A 9,888-nucleotide genomic window follows, 5' to 3' on the forward strand; every position below is an offset into this window, starting at 1 on the left:
GGCCGCGACGGCCACTGGGGACGCGCACGCCCTCGACGACACCCGGCCGCTGGCGACGCTCTGCCTCGCGGCGGCCAGGGTGCTGCGGGGGGCGCCGCCCGCCGGGGACGGTTCCGCCGCCGAACGCCGCGCCGTGTGGGCCGCGGTCGGCGTCCACCGTGACGAGCTGTCCTCCACGGTGCTGTGCCTGGGCCTGCCCGGGGGAGCGGCCACCACCACCGGCCGCATCCTGGCCCTGGCCCGGGAGGCCGGCGAGCCGTGCGTCCTGACCCTGCGCCAGCTCAGCCAGCCCGACCGGCTCGACCAGCTCGACCAGCCCGACCGGCTCGACCAGCCCGAACAGAACGGCCGGCCCGAACAGAACGGCCGGCCTGGTCCTCCCGTCCAACCCGGCCAGGCCGGCCAGGCCGCTCAGGCCGATCGTCCTGGGCAGGGTGATCGGCCCGGGCGGGAGTGGGCCGAGTTCGGTGTCGGCGAGCGGACGGTGTGGATGTGCGAGAACCCGATCGTGCTCGCCAGCGCCGCCGACGCGCTGGGGCGTGACTGTCCGCCGATGGTGTGCGTCAACGGGCAGCCGTCGGCCGCGGTGCTCCGCCTGCTCGACCTGCTCGCAGCCGAGGGCGCCCGCTTCGCCTACCACGGCGACTTCGACTGGGGCGGGATCCGCATCGGCAACGGCCTGCTGGAGCGTGTCCCGTGGCGGCCGTGGCGTTTCGACACCCAGGCCTACCGGGCGACGCTGGCCCGCGTCACCGGCGGCGAACTCGCCGGCCGCCGTCCGGTCGAGGCGTCCTGGGACGCCGAGCTGCGCCCGGCCCTGCAGCACCACGGCGTCCGCGTGGACGAGGAACTCGTCCTGCCCGACCTGATCGCCGACCTGGCCGGCTGACGCACCCCACGCCGCGACAGCGGCGTCATATCGATCCGGCGAATTGATGAACGTCCCTCGTCCTGCTAGAGTTACACCCAGTAATCGGAAGTGGTGCGAATCAGATCTGGGTAAGGAGCATCTCGGACGATGGCGGAGCAGCAGCTCACGGTAGTCGTCTACCGTGAGGAAGACGGTTTTGTCGCGCGGTGTCTTGAAGTCGAAGTAGCCAGTGACGGCGACACCGAGCAGGAGGCCATCGCCAACATTCGGGAGGCCCTGGAGCTGTACTTCGAGGATGGCGATGCCGTTGAAGCGCATCTCGTCGACCAGGCAAAGGTAGCAAAGGTAACACTGCAAGTTGCCTAGCACGCCCTCCTCTGACGACATCTGCAAAATTCTCGAAAAGCACGGTTTCCGGCCCGTCGGTCAGCGGGGCTTCCACCGCAAGTACCGGTACGACGGATCACCTGGTCGAACCGTGATCGTTCCCATGGGCCGCAAGAACATGCGTATTGGTACCTTCCGGTCCATCGTCAGCCAGTCCGGCCTGAGCGTCACCGACTTTCTGGTGTAGCCGCCGCTGCCGTCCTTCGGGTGCTGTGTGTCCGCGTCCGAAGAGAAGAAGCTCGGCCTGGCTCTCATACAACGTCGTCCGGACGGCCTTGGGGGCTATCGGCCTGGGAAGCGGGGTGGGCTGGTCGGCCGCGCACGGCCGTCCAGCGAAGCCTTGACGCGGTCGATCAGGATCTTCTCGGCTTCCTCTTTCGCAAGGCCGACGAGGTCGATGTAGACGATGCCGCCTAGGAGGCCATCCGGAGCGCAGTGCTTCACCCGGACCGGCAGGACCCTGCGCTTCTCACCGTCCGGATCCCCCCGCCAGAACGCCTGCCATTCGGCGGTACCGAACTTCGAGTTCTCCAGGTAGTCGGGGGAGAGTACCGCAAGCACCCGGGCTGCCCTGGTCACCCCTTTCTGTATTTCGTTCACCCAGTTCTTCCCTTCCACAAAGTCCCACGCCTGGACGAGGACCCGGTAGCCGGCCTCCTCCAGCGCCCACGAGATCCACTCGGCCCATTCCTGGTCCGCGCCGGTGTAACTCACGAAGAAATCGTAGTCATATGCTGGCACCGCATCTCCTGATCTTCGCAGAACCGACGAACCTGCTGATAAGATACGACAATCGTGACGGTCACACGTGCAGCGGGTGTTCGGGAGGATTGCTACTCCTGCGTGCGCAACGTGTCGCTGGACGCTCTGCCGCCGCGGGAGCGGATCCTGCTCGGGCCCGGCTGGCGGGTGGTGCACGCGATCCGTGCCGCGCTGCCCGGCTGGCTGGTGGCCGTCGCGCGCCGGCATGTCACCTCGCCCGCCGAACTGACCGCGGCGGATTCGGCGAATAATAACTTGCCGTCATCGTTCCTTCGCCGGCCGATGGTCGGACTGACAGCGGGATGATCCCAGGTGGTTACCGGAAGACCTCGATGGAGCAGGTGGCGCCGGTGCCACGGGAGAGGCGGGCATCACTGGTGATCAGTGTGCATTCCAGCAGCTCCGCGAGGGCGACGTAGAACGCGTCGTACGCGCTGTAGTTGGCGCGTAGCTGCCATGCCCGCGCAAGGTGCGCGGGCAGCGGCGTGCGCTGAAGGGGCATCCCGGCGAGCAGCGACAGGGCGGCGGAGGCTCGATGCTCGGGGAGTTTGCCGCCGAGTGCCAGCCCGCGCAGGACGGAGAGAACTTCCGCATCGATCAGGCTCGGCGCGCTGAGGATTTCGCCCCTCAGCCGCTCGCGTGCCGCATCGGCTGAGGGGCTCTTTTCGACAAGGACTTTGACGAGGACGCCGGCGTCGACAACGATCAACGTGCGGACCGTCCGCGGTCCAGTTCGGCGAGGATGTCCTCGGTGGTCACAGACTCCACCGCGTTGGCCCGCGCACTGTCCAGGATCTCCTCGATGGCGGGCTGTTGGGCGTCGTGGACCAGCTTGGCCAGCAGGTACTCCTGCAGGGACTGTCGAGCGTGCAGGGCGCGCTGTTTGTACGTCAGGTACACCTGGTCGGGGATGTTCCTGACCTGGATCGTCGCCATGGTATCATGGTAGCGCATATGCGCTCCAGCAGCGCTTGATGTGTCCGGCCGAAGCCCGCATCGGCTTCACGGCGCATCGCTCGGTGTGGAATCCAGGAAGCCGCTTATGCTGCTGCCCGCCTGAGAAGCAGTCGTGGGATCCCAGCAGATGATCTTTATCTTGTGGCCGGTCACGGCCACCGTCATCTCACCCAGACGGCCAGTGGCGAGATCGGTCCGTCCCATGTCCTTGGCGAAGGGCGCACCGACGGGTTCGGCCGTCTCGGCGTCCCAGCACTGCCCGCCGTGGTGGTAGCCGGCGCTCACCACGACGGGCCGGCCGTGCAGTTCGGCGGTCGCGAGCGCGGGGGCGGACGACGAGACCGGCAGGGGAGGCCCAAACTGGCCTCCGGTGGATACGTCCCAACGGCGGATCACACCCGAGCGGTGGCTCGTCCACACGACATGACGCCCACCGGAGACCCGGGTGACGACCACGGATTCCGCACCGGTCGCCTGGACAGCGGACGTCTGAGTGCCGTCGTCCCGTACGGTGACCGCACCGTCGGCGAGGCCGGCCGCGATACAAGCACGGCCCCGGATGCGGCCGATCCACACCGCTCCGATTTCCGCTGGCCAGAAATACTCGCCGATCTGTTGCCCGGTGCTCAGGTCCTATACGGTGGCGGCGTTCACATGGGCCATGACGACCACCGGACGGCCGGCGAGATACACGCCTCCCACACCGACCGGGTGGGTAACGGCCCGAGCAGAGTGTGGATCATGTCTTCCGGATCCGCGGACTCGTCGAGCGCGTCGATGACGACCAGCTTCGCTTCCGGGATCTGATCGAGGCCGGCCAGCAGCGTCCTTGTGCCGAGTGTCCGTACGTCGCAGGGAGGCAGCCCGGCCGTGTGCAGGATCCCGTCGGCGATCTCGGTGGTTGTACGCCCTCGGGCCTGGATGAACAGCGCCACGCAGCCGTCCGGCGGACGGATCGCGCTCGGCGATTCCAGGTTGCCGCGGCGGACAGGATCGGCGAGGGCGTCGAACCGGGCGAGCACCGACGTCTTCCCGGAGCCCGGGCCACCGGTGACGATCCGGGTGACCGGATCGTCGGCCAGTTCCGACGTCCACCGCGCCAACGCGCTGAGGGTCTTGTCGCGTCCTTCGAAGGCGTGCAGGCCCTGGTTCTGTCTGTAGTCGTCGAGCAGGACGCCGCGCGCATTGGGCCGCACGGATCCGCGGTCCTCTTTCTGGCGTCTCTCGACGGCGAGACGCCGAGCACGCTCATCCCTCGGTGACGACGGACCGGGGAAGGCGGGCGGATTTTCGCGAGGGAAGGGCTGTGGCGTTGGGGGTTTCGCCCGGCCTTCCAGCAGATTCTTGATCTTCCCGAGTAGTTCTTCTCGAGCGGTATTTTCGTCTAAGTCGAACAGGTCGATGGAAACGATCGGGTCAAGAAGCCCCGGCCGGTCACATTCCTCGATCCGGATGGGAGCGAGTTTGCCGGTGACGCCCTGTGGATCTTTCAGTACAGCGGCCTGCCACTGCAGCTGGCTGGAAGCCGAACCCAGGTAGGCCGCCGAGAGCAGCGCGATGGTGCGCTCCGCCTTGGTCATGCCCTGCTGAATGAATGTCACCCAGTTATTGCCAGACGTCACATCCCATGCCTCGACCAGCACTCGGTAGCCGTCGCCCTCCAGTTGCCAGGCGATCCACTCCGCCCATTCGACGTCCGCCGCGGCATAGGAGATGAAGAAGTCCGGCAGCTGCGTCCGGTCCGGGACATTCCCCGGAGGATCATGGTCAGCGGAACCCCCCATCCCACCCATACGGCGGATCCTGCCACGCGCCGCAGCCGTCATCGTTACAGGGTGCGGATTCTTCAACGATCTGGCCACGGAGCCGGCCGGATGACGGCACCCCGAGTACGACGAGGCAGAGCACGCCAAGACGAATGACCAGCGCCCGTCCTCCGACGGGTAGAACCAGGCTCGCGGAGGTCGGGGGCGGCCCCGCTCCAGCATGTCGCTGTTCGTGACGATCAGAAAGCTGACGCGGTAGATCACCAGTAGGTTTGTAATGATCTGCATGAATTACGGAAGCTGGGTGTCGCCGGTTTCCTGGCGCAACCGCCGGGTTCCGGCCGGTGGCGCCGAGCCTGGAGCGGTGGTAACAGAACGGTGGTGACTACGTGGACGAGAAGCCGCCGTCCACGAATATCGTCTGGCCGGTGATGTAAGCGGCGGCCGGCCCGGCCAGGAAGACCGCGGCGCCGACCAGGTCCGACAGTTCGCCGTTGCGCCCCACCATCGTGCGCGCGGCCATTGCCGTCGCCCGCTCCGGATCGTCGAAGACGGACCTGGTCAACGGTGTGCGGACGAATCCGGGCGCGATCGCGTTGCAGCACACCCCGTGCCTCGACCATGCCTCCGCCTGGGACCGGGTCAGTGCCGCGACAGCCGCCTTCGAAACCCCGTACGCGCCCCTGTTGCCGAACGCCCGGACCGTCTGCTGCGATGCCAGATTGATGATCCGGCCCCATCCCCGCTCGGTCATGAGGGGGCCGTAGCGGCGACCGAGGAGGAACGGCGCGTCAAGGTTCACAGCCATCGTGAGATCCCACTCGTCGTCGGTCAGCGTGCCGAAGGGCGGCCTGATGTTCACGCCGGCGGAGGCGACGAGTATGTCCGGTTCCCCGAATGGCTCGGCGGCCAGGTCGGCCGCCCTGCTCAGTTCCGCGCGGCTGGCTACGTCACAACGGACACCTTCGGCCAGTCCGCCGGCCACGCGGAGGTCGTCCACCACGGATTCCAACGCGTCGGCGCGTCGTCCCATGGCTACGACCCGAGCGCCGGCCCGGCCGAGCGCGAGCGCGATGCCCCGGCCGATGCCGGAGGTCGCGCCGGTCACCACCGCGGTGCGCCGCCGCAGTGAGAAGAGCTCGTTCAGGAAATCCGCCATCACCGTTCCTTCACCGGCCAGTGGTCAGAGCCATCGTTCTCGATCCGGGAGCTCCGAGCCTGGGATACACCTGAGGATCAGGGCGATCTCGGACCGGGCCCTGCCGACCGCCCGCGGAGTCCCTGGGGATGGTGACCTGCAACGTATGCGTCGAGTGCGGCGCGGGCCTGGGCCTGCCGTACGGGGTCAGCCAACTCGGGGCGGCGTCGGTACGCCTCGGCTTTGACATCCTGCCAGCGCCGTCCAGTATGCATGGGCCCGTCTCCTTGTCCTCTGCCGCCCTTCTTGCCGGTTACCGGGTTTCGTTGTCGTTCCATGGGTTGATCAGTGGGATTCCCAGGTGGGCGAAATCCCGGGTGTTACGGGTGGCGAGAGCCAGGTCGTGCACCGTGGCCGTCGCGGCGAGGAACCCGTCGATGACCGGCACCGGTCTGCCGTTGCGGTCGCCGTCCGCCACGAGTATTCCCCAGGCGTCGGCTATCGGGATGTCGACGGTGAGGATGCGGTCCGCGAAACGGGGTACCAGGTCCGTGTCCAGCCAGGCGGCCAGGTGCGTCCGCCGGTTGCCGGCCGGGAGGCGTTCGATCCCCCGGCGGATCTCCGCCAGTGAGAGGACGCTGATGAACGCACGGTCTTCGTCCAGCTCGTCGATCCAGCGGACGAGGGCGGGGTCAGGGCGTGGCCGCGCCCGTTCCGACAGGACGTTGGTGTCGAGAAGGACGTTCACAGGCCGATGCCAGGGGAGGTTTCCCGTGGGCGCTGGATGAGGTCGGCCACCTCGCCGAGCGGTGATGCGGCAAGAAAGTCACCCAGGGTGCCGCGGCGGCGTGTTCTGCGTTCCCATTCCTCGATGGACACCACGACTGCTGTCCGGCGCCCGTTACGGGTAATCGTCTGGGGTCCTTCGGAGGCGGCCCGGTCGAGCATCTCACTGAAGTGTGCCTTGGCGGACGCGGCCGTCCACTGGCTCGCTGGTTCGGTCACGACGAACCTCCGGTCAAGTAGGTCAGACTAGTCATAGTAGTCATGCGGCGGGCATGCCGCCAGGCCGGGACTGTCTTGCCGGGCAGTTGCCGTGCGGGTGTTGACCGTGACCTCGGCCGGGATGGCTGTTTCAACGTTCGTGGCCCCGGCAGCCTGTCCACCCGGGGCGGCCGCCGGTTGCGCCGCGGGGCGCTCGTCCGCTCGGGCAGCCTCGGCCGGCTGAGCGCGGCCGGCTGGTCCGCGCTGTACTCGCACGGCATCCGTACGATCATCGACCTGCGCAACGACGACGAGATCGGGCCATCCGGCAGGTCTCCGCGGCGAGGAAGACGTCCACACGCGAGGCCGTTCTCGCCACGCTGGCCGCCGTCGACGTCCCCGTCTGCCTGCGTTCCGCCGGCGTCCCCGCCGATATCTGTCTTCGGTGATATCGCTGTTTACGGATAGCGGCGTAGTATTGGTCAGTGGTGATACCGCCGGGTGAGTACCAGGTGGTCGCGGCGCGGGACCTCGGCGCGGCGATCAAGCACTTCCGAACCTCCGCCGGGGTGACGCAGGTGGCTGCGGCCGAGGCGGTGGAGCGGTGGGGAGCGGGCAGCCCGGCGCTGTCGGTCGGGCTACCCATCGGGGCGGTGATCGGCCCTCGGGACATGCGGGGTCTGGACTTCTTCGAGAACATCCTGCCTGAGGGGCCGACGCTGCAACGGATGGCGGCTATGGCCGGGGTACGCCCAGCCGACACCTACGGGATCCTGAAAGCGTTCGGCCGCGACTGCGCTGGCGCGATCCAGCTGCTACCCGAGGGCGAGGAGCCGGGCGACGTCCACCACGGCCGTGGGCAACGCCGACGCGCATGCCAAGAACTTCTCGATCCTGCACGAGGCTGACGAACCGACCGTCCGCCTCGTCCCGTTGTATTCAGTGAGCATCTTCCGGAGTGGATATTCTTAAATCCCTTCCGCTGGCCGCAGTCGTTCACCGGGTTGGCGGGGTACTCCCATCCGATCGTCGATCGGCGTTTTTGATCCAGGTCTTCTTTGTGTGGGCAGGGGTGGGCCCTATCGCATTCATGGTTCTACCAGAACCTGCCGTGGCTTCTGCCGTGCACGCCGACCAGCATGCCACTCCTGTGACACCGGCCAACGCAATGATCGATGAGTGTGAGGTTCTGGCCACGCCAGCGACCGCCCCACGCGGGACGAGCCCCTGTGGATGTACCAGCCCTTGTGGGATGTACGGGTGCGTTGCGTGGCATACTCCGCAGCTATGGGTGATAGGGGGATTCGGGCGGCGGCGATCCGGTGACGGGCGGGCAGCAGGAAGAGGAACCGACGCCGCGGTGGGATTTCTTCATCTCCTACACCGGTGTCGACCGAGGCTGGGCGGAGTGGGTGGCCTGGCAGCTGGAGGCCGCCGGGCTACGGGTGCTGATCCAGGCGTGGGACTTCATTCCGGGTTCGAACTGGGCAGTGCGGATGCAGCAGGGGGTCAGCCAGGCGGACCGCACCATAGCTTTGCTGTCCGAGGCCTATCTGACGTCGATCTACGGCCAGGCGGAGTGGCAGGCCGCGCAGGCCGCGGATCCACTGGGCTTCGCCAGCAGGCTGGTCCCGATCCGGATCACGGACTGCCCCCGGCCGGGGCTACTGGGGCAGATCGTGTCGTTCGATCTGTTCGATGTGCCCGCGGCGACCGCTGCCGCCCGGCTGCTCGAGCAGGTGAGGATTCTGCGGGCAGGACGGGCGAAACCCCCTGCCGCCCCGGTTTTTCCCGGCCTCGCCGATACGCCCGGCAGTACTACCGTGCTCACGTCCCCGCCGAGGACGCCGGGAGGGAGACAGCCCGTTCCGCCGCCGGCACCTGGCCCACTCGTACGTGGGACACCGGTCCGCCGCGCGGTGCTTCACCACGGCAGCCAGCTCTCCCGCGCGCTCGGCGCTCCCGGGATCCGCGCGGTGATGTGGTCGCCGAACGACCGGCTGCTGGCCGCTGGCAGCGACGACAGCACCGTGACCGTATGGGACGTGGCCAACCCCGCGACTCCGGCACGTCGCGCCACCCTCACCGACCACCGTCACGGCAGTGTGAAGGCGGTGGGGTGGTCACCGGACGGCCACCTGCTTGCCACCGGCTGCGCGGACAGCACGGTACAGCTGTGGGAGATGACGGACCCCGCGAGCCCTGCCCGCCGCGCCGCCCTCACTGACCATCGCGACTGGGTGGAGGCGTTGGCGTGGTCACCGGACAGGCATGTGCTGGCCACCGGTAACCGCGACGGTACGGTGACCTTCTGGGACGTGGCCAACCCCCTGACTCCGACACGCCGTACCACCCTCACCGACCACCGCAGCCCGGTGCGGGCGGTGGCATGGTCACCGGACGGCCACCTTCTGGCCACCGGTAACCGCGACGGCACGGTGACCGTCTGGGACGTGGTCAGCCCCTTGACTCCGGCACGCCGCGCCACCCTCACCGACCACCGCGGTCCGGTGCGGGCGGTGGCATGGTCACCGGACAGCCGCCTGCTGGCCAGCGGCAGCGCGGACAGCACGGTACAGCTGTGGGGGATGGCCGACCCCGCGAGCCCCGCCCGTCGCGCCACCCTCACCGGCCACCGCGGCTGGGTGGAGGCGGTGGCATGGTCACCGGACGGCCACCTGCTTGCCGCCGGCAGCGTGGACAGCACGGTGACCGTGTGGGAGGTGACCAGCATCGCGGCCCCCACCCGCCGCGCCACCCTCACCGACCACCGCGGTCCGGTGGAGGCGGTGGCATGGTCACCGGACAGCCACCTGCTTGCTACCGGCGGTGCCGACTGGACGGTGATTGTGTGGGAGCTGCCCGATGCCCGGTAAATGGTTGTTGCGCCGGGTGAGTGTGGTCGGGCAGACCGTGACCGTTAGGCCGGAGTGTTGGAGATCCGGCCACGCGACGCCCGGATAGCTCTCCCCACGGGCAGTGATGTCGAGATCGCCTTCGGGACGAACACGTCCGATCCGGCC

Annotated in this window: 15 protein-coding genes; 7 read left to right on the forward strand and 8 right to left on the reverse strand. The window is 68.1% G+C overall.

Annotated features, from left to right (window positions below; all coding sequences use genetic code 11):
• The 3 genes from NBX02_RS09430 to NBX02_RS09440 form a co-directional block, all read left to right on the forward strand.
• On the forward strand, nucleotides 1-889 hold an 889-nt coding region (locus tag NBX02_RS09430), incomplete at its 5' end, for a DUF2399 domain-containing protein (protein ID WP_250290952.1).
• 129 nt (nucleotides 890-1,018) lie between these two features.
• The gene (locus tag NBX02_RS09435) at nucleotides 1,019-1,237 is read left to right on the forward strand and encodes a type II toxin-antitoxin system HicB family antitoxin (protein ID WP_250290954.1); all 219 of its coding nucleotides are present in this window, start codon (nucleotides 1,019-1,021) and stop codon (nucleotides 1,235-1,237) included.
• The gene (locus NBX02_RS09440) at nucleotides 1,230-1,445 is read left to right on the forward strand and encodes a type II toxin-antitoxin system HicA family toxin (protein ID WP_250290955.1); all 216 of its coding nucleotides are present in this window, start codon (nucleotides 1,230-1,232) and stop codon (nucleotides 1,443-1,445) included. Before NBX02_RS09435 ends, NBX02_RS09440 begins: the two co-directional genes overlap by 8 nt.
• A 95-nt stretch (nucleotides 1,446-1,540) precedes the next feature.
• Here the strand turns inward: NBX02_RS09440 and NBX02_RS09445 are convergent, their stop codons facing one another.
• On the reverse strand, nucleotides 1,541-1,972 hold the full coding sequence (locus NBX02_RS09445) for a toll/interleukin-1 receptor domain-containing protein (protein ID WP_250290957.1): 432 nt from the start codon (nucleotides 1,970-1,972) through the stop codon (nucleotides 1,541-1,543).
• Between the two features lie 81 nt (nucleotides 1,973-2,053).
• Here NBX02_RS09445 and NBX02_RS09450 point away from each other — a divergent pair, with 81 nt between their 5' ends.
• Nucleotides 2,054-2,326 carry a hypothetical protein gene (locus tag NBX02_RS09450; RefSeq protein WP_250290960.1) on the forward strand — a complete coding sequence of 91 codons (273 nt, stop codon included), beginning with the start codon at nucleotides 2,054-2,056 and terminating at the stop codon, nucleotides 2,324-2,326.
• 10 nt (nucleotides 2,327-2,336) lie between these two features.
• Here NBX02_RS09450 and NBX02_RS09455 read toward each other — a convergent pair whose 3' ends face one another.
• The 7 genes from NBX02_RS09455 to NBX02_RS09485 all read right to left on the reverse strand — a co-directional run bounded on the left by NBX02_RS09455 (nucleotide 2,337) and on the right by NBX02_RS09485 (nucleotide 6,886).
• Nucleotides 2,337-2,729 (reverse strand): type II toxin-antitoxin system VapC family toxin, encoded by a 393-nt coding sequence (locus tag NBX02_RS09455; RefSeq protein WP_250285844.1) that lies wholly within the window; start codon nucleotides 2,727-2,729, stop codon nucleotides 2,337-2,339.
• Nucleotides 2,726-2,974, reverse strand: coding sequence for a hypothetical protein (locus NBX02_RS09460; RefSeq protein ID WP_250285843.1), 249 nt, complete (start codon nucleotides 2,972-2,974; stop codon nucleotides 2,726-2,728). The genes NBX02_RS09455 and NBX02_RS09460 overlap by 4 nt, the downstream gene beginning before the upstream one ends.
• 48 nt (nucleotides 2,975-3,022) lie before the next feature.
• Nucleotides 3,023-3,553: a hypothetical protein gene (locus NBX02_RS09465; RefSeq protein WP_250285842.1), complete on the reverse strand. Its 531-nt coding sequence runs from the start codon at nucleotides 3,551-3,553 to the stop codon at nucleotides 3,023-3,025.
• A 74-nt stretch (nucleotides 3,554-3,627) separates the two neighbouring features.
• Complete coding sequence (locus NBX02_RS09470) at nucleotides 3,628-4,770, reverse strand: TIR domain-containing protein (protein WP_250290963.1); 1,143 nt, start codon at nucleotides 4,768-4,770, stop codon at nucleotides 3,628-3,630.
• 358 nt (nucleotides 4,771-5,128) lie between these two features.
• Nucleotides 5,129-5,902, reverse strand: coding sequence for an SDR family oxidoreductase (locus NBX02_RS09475; protein WP_250290965.1), 774 nt, complete (start codon nucleotides 5,900-5,902; stop codon nucleotides 5,129-5,131).
• Between the two features lie 292 nt (nucleotides 5,903-6,194).
• On the reverse strand, nucleotides 6,195-6,629 hold the full coding sequence (locus NBX02_RS09480) for a type II toxin-antitoxin system VapC family toxin (protein WP_250285838.1): 435 nt from the start codon (nucleotides 6,627-6,629) through the stop codon (nucleotides 6,195-6,197).
• Nucleotides 6,626-6,886 carry a type II toxin-antitoxin system Phd/YefM family antitoxin gene (locus NBX02_RS09485; RefSeq protein ID WP_250285837.1) on the reverse strand — a complete coding sequence of 87 codons (261 nt, stop codon included), beginning with the start codon at nucleotides 6,884-6,886 and terminating at the stop codon, nucleotides 6,626-6,628. The genes NBX02_RS09480 and NBX02_RS09485 overlap by 4 nt, the downstream gene beginning before the upstream one ends.
• Nucleotides 6,887-6,928: 42 nt before the next feature.
• Here NBX02_RS09485 and NBX02_RS23025 point away from each other — a divergent pair, with 42 nt between their 5' ends.
• The 3 genes from NBX02_RS23025 (at nucleotide 6,929) to NBX02_RS09495 (ending at nucleotide 9,741) form a co-directional block, all read left to right on the forward strand.
• Complete coding sequence (locus NBX02_RS23025; protein WP_445548340.1) at nucleotides 6,929-7,333, forward strand: tyrosine-protein phosphatase; 405 nt, start codon at nucleotides 6,929-6,931, stop codon at nucleotides 7,331-7,333.
• Between the two features lie 17 nt (nucleotides 7,334-7,350).
• Nucleotides 7,351-7,773 (forward strand): HipA N-terminal domain-containing protein, encoded by a 423-nt coding sequence (locus tag NBX02_RS09490; RefSeq protein WP_250285836.1) that lies wholly within the window; start codon nucleotides 7,351-7,353, stop codon nucleotides 7,771-7,773.
• A 414-nt stretch (nucleotides 7,774-8,187) separates the two neighbouring features.
• Nucleotides 8,188-9,741: a TIR domain-containing protein gene (locus NBX02_RS09495; RefSeq protein WP_250290967.1), complete on the forward strand. Its 1,554-nt coding sequence runs from the start codon at nucleotides 8,188-8,190 to the stop codon at nucleotides 9,739-9,741.
• The last annotated feature ends 147 nt before the right edge of the window (nucleotides 9,742-9,888 follow it).

The organism is Protofrankia sp. CiP1_Cm_nod1 (assembly GCF_920888515.1).
In the GTDB taxonomy this organism is placed as follows: domain Bacteria; phylum Actinomycetota; class Actinomycetes; order Frankiales; family Frankiaceae; genus Protofrankia.

Bases quoted from the DNA above. Each gene is read 5' to 3' on its own strand.
- NBX02_RS23025 (WP_445548340.1), top strand. From the start codon at position 6,929: ATGCGGCGGGCATGCCGCCAGGCCGGGACTGTCTTGCCGGGCAGTTGC.
- NBX02_RS09460 (WP_250285843.1), bottom strand. From the start codon at position 2,974: ATGCGCTACCATGATACCATGGCGACGATCCAGGTCAGGAACATCCCC.
- NBX02_RS09475 (WP_250290965.1), bottom strand. From the start codon at position 5,902: ATGGCGGATTTCCTGAACGAGCTCTTCTCACTGCGGCGGCGCACCGCG.
- NBX02_RS09435 (WP_250290954.1), top strand. From the start codon at position 1,019: ATGGCGGAGCAGCAGCTCACGGTAGTCGTCTACCGTGAGGAAGACGGT.
- NBX02_RS09470 (WP_250290963.1), bottom strand. From the start codon at position 4,770: ATGGGTGGGATGGGGGGTTCCGCTGACCATGATCCTCCGGGGAATGTC.